Source organism: Parabacteroides sp. PM6-13 (assembly GCF_029892605.1).
Classification (GTDB): Bacteria; Bacteroidota; Bacteroidia; order Bacteroidales; family Tannerellaceae; genus QVMG01.
This window is the reverse complement of sequence record NZ_JARXWF010000008.1, coordinates 13,378-31,965: the sequence shown is the minus strand read 5'-3', so window position 1 is coordinate 31,965 and position 18,588 is coordinate 13,378. Positions and strand designations below refer to the sequence as shown.

21 protein-coding genes are annotated in these 18,588 nt (G+C 39.8%); 13 read left to right on the top strand and 8 right to left on the bottom strand.

What is annotated here, in order from left to right:
* Positions 1–148 precede the first annotated feature (148 nt).
* The 5 genes from M2134_RS08910 to M2134_RS08890 form a co-directional block, all read right to left on the bottom strand.
* Positions 149–742 (bottom strand): HU family DNA-binding protein, encoded by a 594-nt coding sequence (locus tag M2134_RS08910; protein WP_280751372.1) that lies wholly within the window; start codon positions 740–742, stop codon positions 149–151.
* Positions 743–981: 239 nt separating this feature from the next.
* Positions 982–1,272, bottom strand: coding sequence for a helix-turn-helix transcriptional regulator (locus tag M2134_RS08905; RefSeq protein ID WP_280751373.1), 291 nt, complete (start codon positions 1,270–1,272; stop codon positions 982–984).
* Positions 1,244–1,624 carry a type II toxin-antitoxin system RelE/ParE family toxin gene (locus tag M2134_RS08900; protein ID WP_280751374.1) on the bottom strand — a complete coding sequence of 127 codons (381 nt, stop codon included), beginning with the start codon at positions 1,622–1,624 and terminating at the stop codon, positions 1,244–1,246. The genes M2134_RS08905 and M2134_RS08900 overlap by 29 nt, the downstream gene beginning before the upstream one ends.
* A 94-nt stretch (positions 1,625–1,718) precedes the next feature.
* The gene (locus tag M2134_RS08895; RefSeq protein ID WP_280751375.1) at positions 1,719–1,982 is read right to left on the bottom strand and encodes a hypothetical protein; all 264 of its coding nucleotides are present in this window, start codon (positions 1,980–1,982) and stop codon (positions 1,719–1,721) included.
* A 146-nt stretch (positions 1,983–2,128) separates the two neighbouring features.
* Entirely contained in the window at positions 2,129–2,608 is a 480-nt protein-coding gene (locus tag M2134_RS08890; RefSeq protein WP_280751376.1) for a hypothetical protein, read from the bottom strand.
* A gap of 120 nt (positions 2,609–2,728) precedes the next feature.
* Between M2134_RS08890 and M2134_RS08885 the strand changes: the two genes are divergently transcribed.
* Positions 2,729–4,321 carry an IS1182 family transposase gene (locus M2134_RS08885; protein WP_280751377.1) on the top strand — a complete coding sequence of 531 codons (1,593 nt, stop codon included), beginning with the start codon at positions 2,729–2,731 and terminating at the stop codon, positions 4,319–4,321.
* A 403-nt stretch (positions 4,322–4,724) separates the two neighbouring features.
* On the opposite strand, the gene M2134_RS08880 is transcribed toward M2134_RS08885, so the two are convergent.
* Positions 4,725–5,069: a type II toxin-antitoxin system HicB family antitoxin gene (locus M2134_RS08880; protein WP_280751378.1), complete on the bottom strand. Its 345-nt coding sequence runs from the start codon at positions 5,067–5,069 to the stop codon at positions 4,725–4,727.
* 17 nt (positions 5,070–5,086) lie between these two features.
* Complete coding sequence (locus M2134_RS08875; protein ID WP_280751379.1) at positions 5,087–5,350, bottom strand: type II toxin-antitoxin system HicA family toxin; 264 nt, start codon at positions 5,348–5,350, stop codon at positions 5,087–5,089.
* Positions 5,351–5,389: 39 nt separating this feature from the next.
* Here M2134_RS08875 and M2134_RS08870 point away from each other — a divergent pair, with 39 nt between their 5' ends.
* Positions 5,390–6,880: an SPFH domain-containing protein gene (locus M2134_RS08870; protein ID WP_280751380.1), complete on the top strand. Its 1,491-nt coding sequence runs from the start codon at positions 5,390–5,392 to the stop codon at positions 6,878–6,880.
* A gap of 8 nt (positions 6,881–6,888) precedes the next feature.
* Positions 6,889–7,596 carry a hypothetical protein gene (locus M2134_RS08865; RefSeq protein WP_280751381.1) on the top strand — a complete coding sequence of 236 codons (708 nt, stop codon included), beginning with the start codon at positions 6,889–6,891 and terminating at the stop codon, positions 7,594–7,596.
* A 99-nt stretch (positions 7,597–7,695) separates the two neighbouring features.
* Here M2134_RS08865 and M2134_RS08860 read toward each other — a convergent pair whose 3' ends face one another.
* A complete protein-coding gene (locus M2134_RS08860) occupies positions 7,696–8,046 on the bottom strand; it encodes an Abi family protein (protein WP_280751382.1) in 351 nt (116 codons plus the stop codon).
* A 420-nt stretch (positions 8,047–8,466) separates the two neighbouring features.
* On the opposite strand from M2134_RS08860, the gene M2134_RS08855 reads away from it, so the two are divergent.
* The 10 genes from M2134_RS08855 (at position 8,467) to M2134_RS08810 (ending at position 18,569) form a co-directional block, all read left to right on the top strand.
* The gene (locus M2134_RS08855; protein ID WP_280751383.1) at positions 8,467–9,732 is read left to right on the top strand and encodes a site-specific integrase; all 1,266 of its coding nucleotides are present in this window, start codon (positions 8,467–8,469) and stop codon (positions 9,730–9,732) included.
* A complete protein-coding gene (locus M2134_RS08850; RefSeq protein ID WP_280751384.1) occupies positions 9,729–10,691 on the top strand; it encodes a hypothetical protein in 963 nt (320 codons plus the stop codon). The genes M2134_RS08855 and M2134_RS08850 overlap by 4 nt, the downstream gene beginning before the upstream one ends.
* A 208-nt stretch (positions 10,692–10,899) precedes the next feature.
* Positions 10,900–11,202, top strand: coding sequence for a DUF3853 family protein (locus M2134_RS08845; protein ID WP_280751385.1), 303 nt, complete (start codon positions 10,900–10,902; stop codon positions 11,200–11,202).
* Positions 11,199–11,480 carry a helix-turn-helix domain-containing protein gene (locus tag M2134_RS08840; protein ID WP_280751386.1) on the top strand — a complete coding sequence of 94 codons (282 nt, stop codon included), beginning with the start codon at positions 11,199–11,201 and terminating at the stop codon, positions 11,478–11,480. The genes M2134_RS08845 and M2134_RS08840 overlap by 4 nt, the downstream gene beginning before the upstream one ends.
* Before the next feature lies 1 nt (position 11,481).
* Positions 11,482–11,760, top strand: a complete 279-nt coding sequence (locus tag M2134_RS08835) for a DUF6291 domain-containing protein (RefSeq protein ID WP_280746604.1) — start codon at positions 11,482–11,484, stop codon at positions 11,758–11,760.
* A 35-nt stretch (positions 11,761–11,795) separates the two neighbouring features.
* Positions 11,796–12,776: a PriCT-2 domain-containing protein gene (locus tag M2134_RS08830; RefSeq protein ID WP_348525040.1), complete on the top strand. Its 981-nt coding sequence runs from the start codon at positions 11,796–11,798 to the stop codon at positions 12,774–12,776.
* Positions 12,773–13,276: a hypothetical protein gene (locus M2134_RS08825; RefSeq protein WP_280751388.1), complete on the top strand. Its 504-nt coding sequence runs from the start codon at positions 12,773–12,775 to the stop codon at positions 13,274–13,276. The genes M2134_RS08830 and M2134_RS08825 overlap by 4 nt, the downstream gene beginning before the upstream one ends.
* Complete coding sequence (locus M2134_RS08820) at positions 13,273–13,515, top strand: hypothetical protein (RefSeq protein WP_280751389.1); 243 nt, start codon at positions 13,273–13,275, stop codon at positions 13,513–13,515. Before M2134_RS08825 ends, M2134_RS08820 begins: the two co-directional genes overlap by 4 nt.
* A 19-nt stretch (positions 13,516–13,534) precedes the next feature.
* Entirely contained in the window at positions 13,535–13,795 is a 261-nt protein-coding gene (locus M2134_RS08815; protein ID WP_280751390.1) for a hypothetical protein, read from the top strand.
* 22 nt (positions 13,796–13,817) lie between these two features.
* Positions 13,818–18,569, top strand: coding sequence for a tape measure protein (locus M2134_RS08810; RefSeq protein ID WP_280751391.1), 4,752 nt, complete (start codon positions 13,818–13,820; stop codon positions 18,567–18,569).
* Positions 18,570–18,588: the final 19 nt, after the last annotated feature.

The window sequence follows — 18,588 nt, the reverse complement described above, 5'->3', positions numbered from 1 at the left end:
CTGGGGTGATACGACCTGTGATTATTGTAAATATAATAATTATAATTTACATAATCGCAATCTCTCAACTCCATCACCTCATCGTATTCATGCGTATGCTCACTCTATCTCCATCTCTGTTTAACAATAGTAGATAATAAGTAATTCGTTACTGCATCTTTACATAATAGAGTGTCGGCCCCCTACCTTGTCGTTTGACCAGGCCCTCTTCCCGGAAATCGATAAGGTCTCGGCTGGCACAAGCGCGGCTGCAATGGTTCAACCGCATATATTCACTCCCTGTTATCCGCTCTTTTTGCGTAAGATAATCCAATACCCGCAGTCGTCTCTCTTCCCGAGTGAACGACTGTTTTTCTTTTTCTTCCGGCGCTTTATAAAGCGGCAGTGATTTCAAACGTTTACATAATTTAATCGAGGGGCGGAATTTCACGGTGCGGAAACTGATGGACTCTGCCCTGATCTCCTTTTTGTTCATTACCGGAGGGCATTGAAGTGAGGCTGTAAAAATACCGATCCCATCTATTTCTACATTGTTACCAAACCGTAACTCCTCGACAATCATATCTTGAAACAATTGGGCCATCCCTTTGATATCGGCACTGGAAAACGATGTCCGGTCCGACATTTTTTCAATCATCTCATCCAACCCCACCGTTCCATACGCCACATAACGAGCATGATAAGGCATTTCTTTTCCCTCTTCTCCCAGGTTAGGATTACGTACTAATTTATAACGAGCCATAGTTACTGGTTTTTATGTGTATACACTAATTTTTTCATATCTGTAAGATCTCTCTTTCGTTCTGTGGAGTAATTAAGTATTTCTCAATACATAACTAATAGTCTCCCAGCAGTGAGATTAATATCTCCCAATTGAGAGATCAATATCCCATATCAGTGAGATTATCATCCCATACCTGTGGGATATATAGTTCTCATGCACAAATATAATAAATCCTTCCGAAAGCGTCCGGGCTGTTTTTATATTTGCACTTCAATAATCAACTTGCCGCCAAGCCCACGCTCTACAATATCGAACAGTGTTTTAAGAGTAATATTCCCTCCGTCATTCTCAACCTTTGATATGAATGTGCGTTTTTTGTCTATACGTTCGGCAAGTTCCGCTTGTGTCATTGATTTTTGTTCACGGGCATTCCTGATTTTGAAACCAATGCGTAAAGATTCGAGTTCCCTTTCAATCCGATCACGTTCAGGCGTGCCTATCTCTCCATAATACTGCCCTTTAATTTGATCTAATGTTTTTGTTTCCATATTGTACTTCCTTTATTTTCTCTTCGTAATATTCAGTCATAAGTCGCTCCGCTTTTTTTATTTCTCCGGCAGGAGTTTTTTGTGTCTTCTTTTGGAAACCACTTAACAATACAACCAGTTTTCCGCCGTCAAAAAAACAGAATATGCGAAAGATATTATTTGCAAGCTGAATACGAACCTCAAATAATCCGTTTGTACCTTCGATATACTTAAGGTATGTAGACGGAATGCGGTCGATCTGCTCAATAATATCCAATACTTTGATAATCTTGTCACGTACCTTTTGTGGTTGCTTGACGAAGAACTTATCAAAGTGTTCTTTGTAGGTTATGACTTCTCTAACCTTTTTCATAACGCAAAGGTAATTTATAAATTACCTGCCTGCAAATGCTGGAATGTTAAATATGCCTATTTGTGAATATTTTTTCTCTTTACTTCTATATCCATCATTCATCCAGGCGGATATCACCGGCTTTAACCGTGTAGAGATTAACAAACTGCCGGTCGTTATCCGAGAAAAGGGTAAGCGTAGCCTTACTGCTTTGTACCGGTTCCAGTTTATCCGTTTCTGTCCATTCGATTTCCAACGGAGCGCTGCCGAATGCTACAGTAGAAGCATTCCCCATAAACCCTTCCTGTAGGAGCTCGATCCGGTAGAGAATCCCTTTTACGCTGTAAAAGGAACCCTCATAACGTGTTCGCATGCTCATACCGAAAATGTCTTTAAAAGGTTTGGTATCTGGTTTAGATTCTCCTGCTTACTCTCAAAGCAATGCCATACATAATGTGTTTGTATTTCTTCTGTCATAGTGCTAAAATATTAGTGGATATTTTATTTCCTATGGCAAAGAAACAATCAGAAAGAAGGGTTTCCAAGTGAAGTTATCAACCTTGAAACTGATGTTGTAATGATGCAAAGTAAAAAAACAGGAAGATATAAGGTCCAGATACGGGTTTGGAGAGGATTGTCCCAGTGTTCGTAAAGTTTTAAGGAGTCTTGAGTAAATTCTAATATTTCCAAATAGCAACTTCCACCTTCTAGATTACCATCAAATTTATATTTCCCGTTGAAGTTGAGGAAGAGATATTTGTCATCTATTAATTCGAATTTAGAAGAATAGATAAAACGTCCGTTGCTTGCTACCTGAATAACATTCCAGTATTCATCAAAAGAAAAACCCTCTCCGGAACCTTGAATAGTCCTCCCGTCATAAGGGATATAATATTCTTTAGCATCCCAAATTCCCATAATCGGATGATCAAACGGCGGTGTTTTTTCTCTTTCACAAGCTGTTACTAACAGTAAACAGAATAATAGACAAAGTATTCTTTTCATACGTCATTATTTTATTCTTTGTATTCCGGCAGTTGAAGAGACTGTGTAAAAATGCATTGTGGCAAATTAGCTAAATTGGATAAAATTTCTTACATTTATTCAGACAAACAAACAACAGCTATGCATTACAAAACTGGCGTTTCTCGCCATCAAGCCTCTCTTTTCAATACCCTTGACGAGAGTATCGGTGAACAGAATTACGTTCGCCTGATAGATGCTTTGGTTGAGATGCTTTATGGGCAATCCCCGGAAAAGTTTCAATATAGAGGCACCAAAGAAAAAGGTCGTAAGTCATACCATCCTTGTGATTTACTGAAACTGTATCTGTATGGTTATTTAAATCGGATAAGCAGTAGTCGTCGATTGGAATCTGAAACCTATCGCAATATCGAAGTAAAATGGTTGTTGCATGATCTTCACCCTGACCATAAAACAATTGCGGACTATCGTAAAGATAATACAGAAGCAATTCGTTACGTAACGCTGAGTTTTCGCCGCTTTTTGCGCGACGAAGGTTTTATCAGTGGAGAAAAGATTATTTATGACGGGAGTAAAATAAAGGCATGTGTTTCTAAAGAAAAGGTTTTAACAGAGAAGGCATTGTCTAGTCGCATAAAGAAAATGGAAGACCAATTACATACTTGGCTTTCTGAGTTAAACAACAATGATCACACAGACGAACTGACCGAAGCACTCGATAGCTGTGAACTGAGCGCGGATATCAATAAATCTTTGTTGGAAGAAATCGTCAGTCTGCGGCAAAAGATAAAAGAGCTGGAAGAAATTAAGAGTCAAATCAAACAGAGTGATCATAGCAGTTATTGTCCTACAGATCCGGATGCCCACTTGATGAAAAGCCGGGACGGATTTATTCCCGCTTACAACCTTCAAGGCGGAACAGATGCTAAACATAAAATGATTGTTTTAGCCGAGTTGACTCCCGATGTGATTGACCTAGACTGTATTGAAAATAATGTAAACAAGACCAAAGAGCAACTGGGCCTTGTTCCCGAAATAGTAGAAGCCGATAAAGGATATGATAATATTGATCAAATCAAATCCATCGAATCAAACGGGATAACATCTTGCGCTATACCATTGAAAGAAGGGACCTCAAGTAGTCATGACAAGAAAGCAGGCGTTGAATTTAGATATGACCAGTCCACAGATAGCTACACTTGCAGCAAAGGAAAATTATTGAAACGCAAGCCAAAGAATGTCAAGCAAGAGAGTGCTGAATATCTTATTTATCAAGCTAAAGCCTCCGATTGCAGGCATTGTGCTTTATTTGGAAGATGTACCACATTTAGAAATGGTAGGCGACTGAAAGTCAAGATACAGGATCCCTTCCGGGAGGAATATGCGAAGCGCATGGAGACAGAAAAATACCAGGCTCTTATCAAAGAAAGGAAGGATCATATCGAACATATTTTTGGAACCATGAAACGGTGGATGGGCAAAGTCCCACTCCTATTGACAGGCAAAAGAAAAGTACAGGCTGAAATAGACTTGTACGCATCTTGCTATAACCTCAAGCGCTTGATGAATATAGAAGACATGTCCAAATTATTGGAAAGAATAGCAAATTATGCCCAAAAGGCAAAAAACATACTCTGGGGAGCCTTTTTTGTCGGAAAAGAGCAAAATATACTTTGGAAAATCATTTGTCCAAGCAGGCTCTCCCTCAAAAATGAGACACAAGGTTATTGTTAAGAATGAACCGGTGGCTCACGCTCTCATCTTTTTATGCGTGTACACTACGCAAGCACTACAGGCAGGCATGGTGAATATGGTTTTTTACACAGTCTCTGAAACTGCCGGCAAAAGATAGGCCTGCGGCCACTTGCTTCGCTTGCTCTAAAGAGGTGTATAGTGTGCAATTTGTTTAAACAATATTATTCCTATATTTATGTCATTAACACAAAACCAAAAACTATGCCTTACTTATCTATTCCTATTCATTGTGTCTGGATTACTAAAAACAGGATTCCCTATTTGCAAAACTCACATCATCGGTATGAACTCTATACGCATATCCGCAAATATGCCCACTCGAAAGAGATCTTTATAGACCATATAGGAGGGTATATAGATCATATTTATGAGAATGGCAAACTTAAAAGCCGGCAGTTGAAACTTTTTCCTCCAATGTTTCTTTGATGAAAGCATTAATCGAAATACCCGCTTTTTCCGCAAGCATAGCAACCCGGCTATGTATTTCGGATGAAATGCGCACATTTAGAGAGCCGCTAAAGGCTTTTCTCGGCTTAATGCCTAATTCTTCACATCCTTCAATATAGCTGTCTATTCCTGCCTCAAAATCGGCTTTGAGTTCTGTAATATCCTTTCCCTCATAGGTGATAGAATCTTTGCTCATGCCAAGAACTTTACCAACCAGGCAATCGTCTGTTTTGTTATATTCGACACTTCCAAAGTATCCTTTGTATTCCAAATTATCCATAATAATTTCACCTCCTATTATTTATTTATAAAACCATTCAAAACAAGCTTAACATAAACATCTTTCAAAGCTCCCTCTTTCATAGTGCTACCGGGATGAGGTTTGTGCAAATCTATAATAGTATTGCTTTCTGAGTTAATAAAGCGGACACGAGAGCCAGACGTCTTACCCTTGTTGCTTTTCTCAAATCCAAACCCTTTCAAGAGCTTGCACAATTCCTCATAGGTGAAGTCTTTAGGCAAAGTCTTAAAGCGAGTTATCAACTTGTCTTTTGCTGTCATGGCTTGATTGTTTATACAAATGTAACTATTTTTAGTCGCATGCGCAAGGTCATGGATGTTTTTTTCTCCCAAATGGTGCACATCTCTCTTCTCTGCGAACAGAGTGAGTGGCCGCAGGCCTATCTCTTGCCGGCAGTTTCAACTGCCGGTTCAGGATGGGAGGCGTCATTCCCTTTCGTACGAGTGTTCGATCCCGAATTATTTTCTATTTTTGTTGGACAAATTCATAAAATGATCATTATGGCATTTATAGATGTAGTAAAATGGGATGGAACTCCTGATATTTTTGCTTATAAATTTCCAGAGGAAAACCTGACAACATTTACACAATTGATAGTAAATGAATCCCAAGAGGCCGTTCTGTTTAGAAAGGGGAAATTGCTTCAAAAATTCTCTGCCGGAAAACATGTTTTATCTACCGAGAATATACCTTTATTAGAAAATTTTTATGGCATCCCTTTTGGAGGAAAGAACCCCTTTACTGCTGAAGTCTGGTTTGTAAATAAAGTAATGAATTTAGATGTGAAATGGGGGACACCTATACCTATCCAATTGAAAGATCCCGTCTATGGGGTAATGGTTCCGGTACGGGCTAATGGACAAATGGGTATTCAGATCTCTGATGCGGAATCTTTTTTGATAAAACTGGTTGGTACGTTGCCTTCGTTTAATAGTAGGAATTTAATACAGTGTTTCAGGGGGATATTGTTAAGCCATATACAATCTTCCATATCAAAGAAAATACTTGAAGAGAAGATCAGCTTGTTAGAAATCTCGGCAAACCTGCTTGATATATCTCAGCATATTAAAAAGGATATTGAACGTTTATTCGAAGAGTATGGCGTTAAGTTATTGAATTTTTATACGAATTCTATTAGCATTCCTGAAGAGGATACGGCTGTAAATCACTTAAAACAATTATTATCCAGAAAAGCCGAAATGGATCTTTTGGGGTTTAATTATCAAGAACAACGTTCATTTGATGTGCTGGAGAATGCCTCAAAAAATGAAGGAATAACCGGTTCTGTCATGAATGCAGGTATGGGTTTAGGTATGGGATTTGGGGTAGGAGGTGCTGTTGGTGGCATGATGCAAAATGTAAATCAACAAGTAGTCGGAAAACAGAGAGCATGTTCCTATTGTAATGCCTCCATATCGGATCATTATCATTTTTGCCCCATCTGTGGTAAAGGTATAGCCTCTGCTTCAGCAGTAGAAAAAACGGCCACTACTATTTGCAATAAATGTGGCGGGAAAATTTTTCGGAATTCAAAATATTGCCCTGACTGCGGAGATTTGTATTATCCTTGTCCTACATGTGGTGCAGATAATGATGAAAACAATATGATATGTACCAAATGTGGTGGTGCTATGCCTAAAAAATGTCCTGTATGTAATTTTACTCTTAGTCCCGGAGGTAAGTTTTGTCCGGAGTGTGGGGAAAAATTGGAAAAGGAATGTCCTAATTGCGGGAAAGCGACTGACTCAGAATCAAAATATTGTTCCACTTGTGGAACCCATTTGAGATAAACGGAAATATGATGTTAAATAAATTTGTAATAGTGCATAAAGTAGGGATAGGTGCTATCTTGATGTATTTATTCTCCATTATTTTTGCCCCTTTAGGTGCGTTGGTCGCTATATATCGGGCCTTCTCAAAGAATTCTTTACGCAAGGTCCCCCGGTTTTTGATTACAGATAAAATATCATTGGGCTCCTCTCTGTTCTGGGGTTTTTTGATATTTACTATTGGCTTTTGCCTGTTTTTGCCTCTGAAAGAGGAGGGTATTTCTTTTAGCTCTTTTGAAGAGTATCTTCCCCGTTCAATGGTTCTTTCGTGGGTGATCGCAGGTTTTTTCATGTTAATCGAATATGGGAAATATAAACAATATACATCTTTGGCAGATTCTTTATTAGAAATTTTGAAATTGGAGAAGAATAGGATCAACAAACATACTTTTCAGATAAATCATAAAGGAGAAAAATATTCTTTTGAAAAACTTTGGCCCATTCTGCAGGATTTTCAGGATTGTGGGATACTAACTCTTTCCCCATCAGAAGATTATGTGAATTTCTTTTTTAATATGAATAATTTGAAGAAACCAATCGCCTTAGAGCAAGTTATTTCCTGGGACTGTAAAGCTTGTGGAGCTTTTAATGAAGTTGTCTATGATGGCACTACCGCACCTTTTTGTGAATATTGCGAAACCCCTTATGACAAGAATAAGCAGAAAATGAATGCTTGATAAGTAGACTTTATCCCCCAATGTTTGGTGGTGGTTTGTTTCTTCGTCGCCCTGACAGTGCTGTTTATCCGCAGGAAGAGGTAATTAAAAAAGGAGGCTTTATATTTCTTTCCACACATCAAGATGTGCCCAGTTTTCAGGGAATCCCATATCTTTGATTTTTAATAAATTCCCACCGTCTTGAATAATGCTAATAAGATTTTTCTTGAAATCACTCTGAGGGCTGATTATGTCAAGGATGTCTCTGAAATGTATATCGCTTCGAGTGAAGTGGTGATCTTTTTCTTCATCTGTATTGTTTTGGAATGGATAGGTGTAAGCTCTTAAGCGATAATAGCTAATATTCGATAGATAGCCAGCTGCAATTTCTTCATTATCAATGATCAATCCTCTGGATTTTAGTTTGTCTATTTGCTGCTGAATGGAGAGAGGTTGCTTAATGTATTTCATAGTAGTAGGAATGATATAGAAACTCGAAGACCTCCCCGGGTGCGCTGTTCTGACGGGAAGCGTGGGAGGTCATATTAAGTACAAATATACAATATGTTTTTTGTTTTTACAAATGCTATTGTGGGGTTTTGCTTTTGGGAGTGAGCCTTATTTGTCGCCCTGACAGTGCTGTTTATCCGCAGGAAGAGGTAATCAAAAAAGGAGACTTTCGAAAGAAAGCCTCCTTTTTTGATGATTTGTGGAGCATATCGCTCTTTAACCTTTTATATTGCAAAATATCATATCATCTTAAAATCACGCTATTAACCAGCCTTTTATGAAGCGCAAAGATAAATAAAATATATTAGAATATCGTTGCATATCTCAAAAAATGGGTGTACTTTTGGGTGTGGATTTAATTTTACACCCACTTTTGCACCCATGAATATAAAGCGAAATATAGTCTTTTCACTTGAAAGCCGAAAGAAAAACGGTATTCCTATTACAGAGAATGTGCCTATCCGTATGCGTGTAGTCTATTGTGGCAACCGAATAGAGTTTACCACCGGCTACCGAATTGATGCGCCAAAATGGGATTTGGATAAACAGCGAGTAAAAAAAGGATGTACAAATAAACTTAAACAAAGTGCGTCCGAAATCAACTCGGATCTATCGGATCTATATTCTAAAATAGAGGCTGTCTTTAAGGAGTTTGAGGTACAGGATACGACGCCGACACCGGATCAATTAAAAGATGCTTTTGGGAAGAAAAATGGCGATGATAGACAAGAACAAAAAAACATTCATCTGTACTTTGACCTCTTTATGGCTGAATGTGGGGAGCAGAACAACTGGGCATTAGGAACTATAAAAAAACTCAATGTAGTAAAAGGACACATAAAAGATTTTGATCCTGGATTAACCTTTGATAGGTTGAATGAAAATGTACTTCGAGAATATGTGTCTTACCTTTATAGTGTGGGGATGAGGAATAGCACCATAGAAAAACAGATCAATCTATTAAAATGGTTCCTTCGCTGGGCAGTTTCTAAAGGACATTGCGAAAACACTTCTTTCGAGGCGTTCAAGCCGAAATTGAAAACGACTAAAAAGAAGATAATCTTCCTCACATGGAAAGAACTTACCCAGCTTAGAGAATATAAGATACCGGAAGGTAAACAATACCTTGAACGTGTCCGGGATGTATTCCTGTTCCAATGCTTCACCGGCCTACGGTATTCCGATGTGTACAACCTCAAACGTAGTGATGTGAAAGAGGACCATATCGAAATAACAACCGTAAAAACAGCCGATAGCCTCATCATTGAGCTGAATAGTCATAGCCGGGCAATACTGGAGAAGTACAAAGACGTGCATTTACCTAATAGTAAAGTGCTGCCGGTTATCAGTAACCAAAAGATGAATGAGTTCCTAAAAGAGCTTTGTGAGCTGGCAGAACTAAACGAACCAATCCGGGAAACATACTATAAAGGAAATGAACGTATAGATGAGGTTACACCCAAGTACGCTTTAATCGGTACGCATTGCGGACGACGAACATTTATCTGTAATGCGTTGTCATTAGGTATCCCGGCACAAGTTGTAATGAAGTGGACAGGGCATAGCGACTACAAAGCAATGAAGCCGTACATAGACATAGCGGATGAGATAAAAGCAAGTGCAATGAGTAAATTTGATGGAATATGAAATATTTAGAATATGTATTTGATGAAATAAATGTTCTAATCGATGACGCCTTTCATTATGATCGTTATAAAAACCAAAAGGGATTTTATGGCTTCCTTTATCGCACGATTGTAAAGCTACTGGATAAGCAAATACAGCACTATGTTTTTTTTATGAAAAATCCAGACGTATTGTGGAAGCTTCTCAACATGGACGAACATCTTAAATATCTTGACTCGGACGAAGCCAAACATCGAATGCCAGACGTAAGCAAAAAAAAGCCCAGCGCATTCCGTAAGAAAATAGAGGATGCTAAATCAAGATTCTACTACATAGAGGGGAAAATTGTCGAGGGTCTCAATTATAAAGTAGGGTTAGCATTGGAGAAAAACCTAACAGAGAAACTGCTAAAAATAGAATCTCATCACAATCGCATCTTATATGCTAAATTATTTGCAAAGCAGTTAGATGCTCTATTATATTGCTCCTATCTCAGTTTGGAAACATTAGAAAAAAACGGATATCACGTTACTTTTTTAACAAATGACATAGAACAAATTCTTTATGACATTTCATCAATTTATGCTCATTTCGATATCGACATAGTAGACATCTTAAAAGAAAATAGTGACTATGAAGAAAACTTCGGATCATATGACAAATACAGGGTTCTACCTAAGTCAAAGAAAGAGCCAAGGGATATATCAAAGCATATTACTGAGTTACAATTTATTTGTGATGACAACAAAGAAACCATAAAGCAATTTTTAGAACATGGATATACTCTTGATAAACTAAAAATAAAGAAAGGTGTAACGGCGGATATTATCGCAAAAACGGTAATGCCACTAATAGATTCAGGGGTGTTTCCACAAGTAAATAAAGACAGTAATAATGTGAAAAAGATTAAACTATTAGAAGATAGCTTCCCAAAAACCTTTAAAAACACAATCACCAAATACTACGAGGAATCAAAATAATTCATAAATATTCCCAAACCGCCAAACAATCTTTCCCAAATCACAAAAAACGCAAGGTTAACACATTGATAGTTAGCCTTTTTTGTTTTTATATTTATTCCCACAATTCTTCCTTTTCTACTGATACTCGGAATTATACATTTGCTATCGTAATCGATTACTAACAGGTGGACGCACCAAGTAATTAACGATAATAAAAAAGTAGATTATGAATATTGTAGAATTAAGAGCCAAACCAATTTGGCAAATGACTGGTGAAGAGTTTCTTTTCTTGCAGGAGCATGGAAACTTTAGACAGAACGTGAATGCTCAAACAGCACAAGAGAAACAATATGTCTATGGTGTATCTGGAATTGCCCGACTATTTAACTGTTCTATTCCTACCGCAAGCCGGATCAAGGCAAGCGGGAAAATAGACAAAGCAATTAAGCAGATAGGGCGCAAGATTGTAGTTGATGCCGAGCTAGCACTTGAGTTAGCTGGACGTAAAGAAGGAGGGCGCAGGGCATGAAACTAAAAAAAGAAAGCCCCGCCGGGCAGCAAGGGCAAGAAGATCACCACAAAGATAAACGAATCCGTTTGCAAAAGCAAGCCTTATTTGCCTTCTTTATTGACAATCATTCTACTACTTACCACGCAGCAGAGGCGACAGGCATAACCCGGCCTAACTGTACAAGACTTATCCGGCAGTTGGAAGATGACGGACTGATCGAGCGGACGCATCAGGGAATTTGCCCAATAAGTAAAGAAAATAAAGTGTGGTACTTTAAGGTTAAAGGAGGGCGATAAGATGGCAAATAAACCTAAACAACCACCCTTACTCGTTCGTGAGCAATTTGAGACAATTCTCTCCATACTAACAGATTCCGAACGTGGCAAGATATTTATGGCTATTATGGCCTACCAATGGCGCAGTGAACTCCCTTCTGATTTCACGGAGAAACTTTCGGTGGTTTTTCACTTGCTCCAAGCGTTTATAGATGAAGACAACAAGAAGTATGAAGAGAAACGAGAGGACAATAGGAAGAAAATACAAGAGTATTGGGATGGGAGGAACAGCAATAAATAATACTACGGTATACATTGGTATTCAACAGTATTCAAATGAATACAACGGCTACCCTATACATATACATTATCATTATCATAAGCATTATCATGAGCATAATCAATTTAGATAGAATATGGAGGCTCGACCTTTTGACAAAGTTCGAGACCGTTCCTATCTCTTTTTTTAGAAATTATTTTGATGCCACTCCTACAAAGACCGTCAGCTTATTCGATTGGCTATTGTCTGGAGAATACAGAAGACAGGTTGAAGTGGTAAGAGGCTGCACCGATAAAGATGAACGTAGGCGCATAAAGGCATCCCTACCCTGCATTACTGTTTCAGGCGTATTTTCTAAACGAAGTAATAAAGGCCTAATCAAACATTCCGGCTTTATCTGCATCGACCTGGACGCACAGGATAACCCAAGTATAAAGAACTGGGATCGCCTTAAGCATAACCTTCCTAATATCCCAGGCTATTGCTATGGCGCTTTATCTGCATCGGGGAAAGGAATGTATATGATTATACAGATAGCTAACCCGGAGAAGCATAAAGAGCATTTTCAGGCAATAGCTGAGGTATTGAGAGTGCGTGGTTTGGTTGTCGATAAACAATGCAGAGATGTTGCCCGTCTACGTGGGGCGTCATACGATGAATTTCCTCATATGGATGAAGAGGCTGGTGTGTTTACCGATATGATCGAGCCGAAGGAATATAAGACAAGAGAGGTGAATCCGGATAACGATGTAGAGTATTGGGTAGACAAGCTGGTATCTGACATTTCAGTCCGAGGCATAGACATGACAGATCGGTATGATGATTGGTACGCTATTGGTCAATCGCTGGCCAATGAGTTTGGCGAGAGTGGAAGAGCTTACTTTCATATTGTTAGTAGGCAGTCTGATAAGTATGAGGACTGGCAGTGCGATGAGCAATATGACCGATGCCTGAAGCATTGCGCTCGTAAATCCATTAGAACATTCTTTTGGTATTGCAAACAGTATGGACTCACCTGTAAACGACAAGCTATATGAATATGCAAGACTTTATCCCAAGAGAAGAAAAGAAGCCTCGTAAAGTAGTGGCCCGGTATCAGAAGCCGGAATCAGTTAAGCGACTGGAGAAGGACTATTTCGAGTTTAAGTATCGTAATAGTTCCATTCCTGAGAACTGCCGGTTTGTAAAGAAATTTAGAGACGATACAGCGAACGGACTAACCGAATGCCTGTCTATATGGTCGAAGATTAACGGAGCTTTTTACCAACGGCAGAACTCACAAGGTCAATATGATGCCCGCCTAAAGATGTGGCGTAAATCAGGCAGCACTAAAGGGATTGCCGATGTACAAGTAACCCACAATGGCAAAGTTTACAATTTCGAGATCAAGATAGGGCGAGATAAACAAAGCGACATTCAGAAGCAAGTGCAGGAACAAATCATAGCTGCCGGAGGGCATTACGCTGTGGTGAAATGCTATGATGATTTCTTGAAAGAATTGCACAGTTTGCACACTATAAAAAAGGACACAAAATGAAAACAGAAGAAGAAATAAAAATCAGATTAGTGGATATACCCTTAGAGGTGACATTCGGAGAGATCTGCCGGAACGTATCAAACGCCTACAAGATCATGCAGGCCATAACCGAAGGTCGGACGAATGATGCATTTGATTTGGCAAAAACAATTTTAAACGAAAATGATGCTATACATGATCGCCAAATCAATAAGCAAGTGGTTTTGGATATGCTAAATGAGAGTGGGAGTTTAAACTAACAATCAAACAGATAAAGATATGAAACCAATTTTAATAGAGTATAAAGAAGACGATAAGCTGCGCCACTATCTCTTTTTAGTGGCGAAGGGCAAAACGATTAGAGCGACCAAAGATAAAGTTACCGGTGAGATGCTGTTCTCTACCGACGATGTATTCCAACTCATGGGCTACAAGTCAACGGAAGATTACTTTTCCAGCGATGCGGGGTTAGACGGGATCAATCACTGGAAAGAGGCGAACCCGGGCAAAGAACTGTTCGGGGATGGAATAAAAAAGTAATAACAAATAAATAAGAAGAATCATGAGTGGATTATATTTTCGTGTAGGCGCCGATTTTGAGGCATTGAAGAAGCTAAAAAAAGAAATAGATGACCTGAAAACAAAACTTTCAGGCATGGATAAGGCCGCCGATCCGAAAGCATTCAATAAGCTTGATAAGCAATTGCAATCCCTTGAAGGGAAGTTTAACCGTTTAGCGGAAGAAGCTTCTAAAGCTGGCGCATCCATTAATAGTAACTTCAAAAAAGCATTAGCCGGTATTGGTGGTACAGCAGCCCTCACAGCTTTTGCAAAAGAAGTGGTAAATGTTCGTGGCGAGTTCCAGCAATTAGAAATCGCCTTTGGTACTATGCTAAAGAGTGGTGATAAAGCTAAAGTTCTCATTGGAGACTTAACAGACTTTGCCGCACGTACTCCTTTCGGTTTGCAATCAGCAGCCGAAGCAGCAAAGCAGCTTATAGCATACGGATCGCAAGCGGATAGCGTGATTCAGGAGATGACAATGCTTGGCGACGTGGCAGCCGGAACAGGTCAGTCTATCGGAGACATCGTTTATTTGTACGGTACACTCCGTATGCAAGGCAGGGCTTATCTCATGGATATACGCCAGTTTGCCGGGCGTGGTATCCCCATCTATAAAGAGCTTGCAAATGTATTAGGAGTTGCAGAAGGTCAAGTAAATGATCTTGTCTCTGCCGGGAAGGTTGGATTCAAAGAGGTTGAACAGGCCTTTAAGAACATGACATCTTCCGGTGGTATGTATGGCGGATTGATGGAGAACCAATCTAAAGCCATTACAGGGCAGATCGAAGCACTTAAGGATAACATTCAGGTGATGTTTAATGAGATTGGTCAAAGCTCGGAAGGTGTTATCGGTAAGGCGATAGAGAGTGCTACTCTCATGGTTGAGAACTACGAGATAATCGGCAAGACAATAGCGGAATTAGTTGTTGTCTATGGCAGCTACAAAGCTCTTCTTATTTCGATCTCCGCTTTGCAGTCCCTCAATACAAAGATCATGCGTCAGGCCGTAGTCGAGAAGCATCTTGCCGCCGCTGCCAGTATTCAACTTTCCAATGCAGAAGCCATTGCCGCCGCTCGAACAAAGATGTTTACTCTTGCGCAGGCCAGCCTATCCAAATCATTAAAAGCCTCAGCAGCATTATTAGTTACCAATCCTTATGTTGTGCTTACAGCAGCAGTTGTAGGTCTTGGTTATGGCATCTACAAATTGAGCACATATCAAACCGAGGCAGAGAAATCGCAAAAGAGGCTTGCGGAGACAATGAAAGACTTCAACAAGAGTACAGAAGAAGAGTCTGTAAATATTGATATTCTTTTCGGGAGGCTCAAAAACGCTAAGGAAGGGACGGAGGCATATCAAAAAGCAAAGGACAATATCATCAATAAATACGGCAACTACCTTGATGGCTTAAATGAAGAGATACGCACCCTCAAAGACATAGAAGGAGCTTATAAAGCCATATCAGAAGCCGCTATCCAATCTGCCAAAGACAGAGCCATTGAAAAAGGCACACAATCTGCTGTGGATAATTACACCGAGCAATGGGGGAAGAACATTGATAAGATCCGCAAATCGTTCAATAAAGAGTTTGGAGAAGCACAAGGAACACTTTTACTTGATTCCCTGAAAGAATCATTAAGCTCCGGAAGTGAGTTTAGCAAAGAGGTACAGGATGCTATTGATAAATTCAACAAGACCGTTTATGTATCACAAGGAATGTTTGGAGGTGCTTCTTCATACCAAACAAACCCTATCGATCTGCTTGTTGTGAATATCCGCAAATCAAAAGGGATACTCGATAATGAAATAAGTGACCTGGAATCAATCTACGGGAAACTCTCAAAGAAAGAGGATCAAAAGGAAGTAGCTCCTTTCGTGGATTTCGACAAACAGCTTGCTGATACCAAGGGGGAAATCGATAACCTGAAAAAAAATATTGAGAATCTCAGAAAAGGAATAGCCCCTATCGAATTAAAACCGGGAGAACAATTTGATTTTGCGAAAGCTATTGAGGATGAGGTTAAAGCCCTGCAAGAGGCAGAAAAAAAGCTGGAAACCATGACCGGGCAGGATAAAGACGCTAAAAAGTCTGCTTTAGATACCAACCGGCTAAAATCTGAAACTGCTGATCGTCTCCGGGAGATTGAGGAAATGAGCAAGAAGCTTGCTGTTGAAGAGCGAGAGGCTGAACACGAATTACAGCAGCAACGTATCAACCTCATGGAAGAAGGTACAGATAAAACTCTTGCTCAAATCAATCTCGATTATGACAAACGGGAATTGGAGATCATGAAGCGTGGAGCCGCTCTTATCAAGCAACAGCAGGAACTTGAGCGTAAAACATGGGAAGCCGCTAACCCTGATTGGAAAGATAAGGGAATGACATTCACTTCCTCTGTAAATGTCATTGCAGACCTTCCGGAAGAAAAGCAAAATCTCCTTGCCGGTCTGTTTCAAGCCAACACCGCAGACCGGGCGAAAAGTGAAAAGGATCTGCTTGATTCTGTTCTCGACAAATACCAGGACTTTGCTAAGCAGCGTGAGAAGCTGGAAGAAGAGTACAACGATACTGTTTCCTTCTTGAATAGCCAGCGTACAGAAGAAAACGCAGAGGAAATAAACCGGGCATTAGTAGTAGCGAAGAAGCAGTATGAGAAAGGGCTTAAAGATATCAACAGCTCTGAGTTCAACGAATTGAGTAAGGCCTCTGACACTTTCACGAAGCTATTCTCCAATGCTGCTAATATGAGCCGTAAACAGCTCAAAAGCATAATCGATGAAACGAAAAGACTTATTGACAATCCAAGCGACCTACTCAAAGGCTTACCATTTGACGAAATAAAAGACATTTACAATGCACTGATCGATAAACAAAATGAGTTAGACAGCAGAACTAATTACCCGTTCTCCGGCATTGTTAAAGGTTTGCAGAAACTAAAGGAATCTGCCAAACTATCAGAGAAAGCCTTTACGGAGGCAGACAAGGCAAAAAAGAAACTGTTTGAAGATAATGCGGAAACATCCCGGCAGGAAGGATTGAACTACATCTATGATGGAGCATTGGAGGCAGTGCAGGGAGTGTCTCAGTTATCTGATATGATTGGACAACTGGCAGATGCAACCGGAGATCAAAGTCTATCAGATTTTACAAGCCTTTTAAAAGATTGGGGGAACATATTAGAGAAGACCATCTCAGGTGCTAAATCAGGCGGTATTTGGGGTGCTGTTGCCGGAGCGGTAGCCGGTATAGGATCATCGGTATTTAACGGATTGATAGAAGAGGAAGAGCGAATCCGGAGAATGCAGAATGAACAATACGACTGGCAGCATCGGTTCAATCTTCTTTTGTCAGAGCGAAACTATCTCGAAGAGGAATACTCTTCATTTTTCGGAAAGCGTGGTATTGAACAGGCGATCAAGGCTTACGATAGCTATAAAAAGACCATTGGTGATTACAATGATTTTGTAAATGAAAAACTCAATATAAAGCCGTACGGGATGGATAGCTATCAGGGCTTTAGTTTGGCCAATTGGAGCAGAACCTATGCAGATGAAGTTTTGATTGACGCCATGAAGCGTGAAATGACAGTACTGCAAGGAAGTCTTATTCAGACCGCAAAACACGTATGGTATAAGCAAGGCTCAAAAGATAAATTCACCACCTTGTTTGATTTTGCTCCTGAAATATGGGGAGGTGATTTGAATGGTGAGTTTGATGTTGAAGCAGCAAGGCTGTTCCTGGAAACCCACAAAGAAATATCCAAAGAATTACGCACACAGCTTGCACTTGCTATTGATCAGAAAGAGGCTTACGATGAAGCGATGAAAGTCCTTGATGATCACATCGAATCAACCTTTGGCGGGATAGCTTCTGATTTGACTGATATAATATTTGACGCTGTTCGTAATGGGTCAGACGCCTGGGATTTATTTGAGGATTCAGGACTAAAGGTGATTGATGCACTCGGGAAAGCCCTTCTACAGGAAATGATCTTAGGAGAGTACCTTGAGCAATATAAACCAAAGATTAGAGACGCATTTTCATTAGGCGATCCTAAGGCGGTACAAGAAGAACTTCTTTCTATAACCTCTGGTATTTTCGATAGCCTTCCTACTGTGGTTGATAGCTGGATGTCGATAGCCAAAGATTGGGATGAGTTGGCGAAAGCAAATGGATGGGAAATAGATAGACTCAAAAATGAGGCATCAACGTCTGATAACTCACTTGCCGGAGCATTAGGGAAAGCCAATCAACAAAGTATTGATCTATTAGCCGGGCAGATGGGAGCAGGAAGGGTTGCTCTGGAGCGTGGCGCAAATGCTGCTGAAAGCATTCGAGATATACTTAAAGAAGGTCTAAAGGTCGATTCAGAAAAGATCAATGCTGAGATGAATGGAATAATGCAGCAAATATTTGGTGGAAAAGGGTTTGGGATTGACATGACAGCAATAGATTCTGTAAAGGATGGTTTTCAGTTGAACCGAGATATTATGACTAATAGTTTCGGCGAGCTTACTGCTATCCGGGATTTGAACAGCAAGATCGAACAGAATATGATACAACTCAATTCTACGTCAAAGGAGATAGCTGAGGCTAATCGCTCGATAGTAGCTAACACCGAACGGCTATCACAGTTAGAAGGCATAGCGGAATCTGGAAAAGCTATTGCCGGAAACACCGATAGTGCTGCCAACTCATTAAAGGGGTCAATAGAGGTGAAGATGAAAGGCGGAGGATTAGGTTTATAACAACAACCTCCGGGTGATT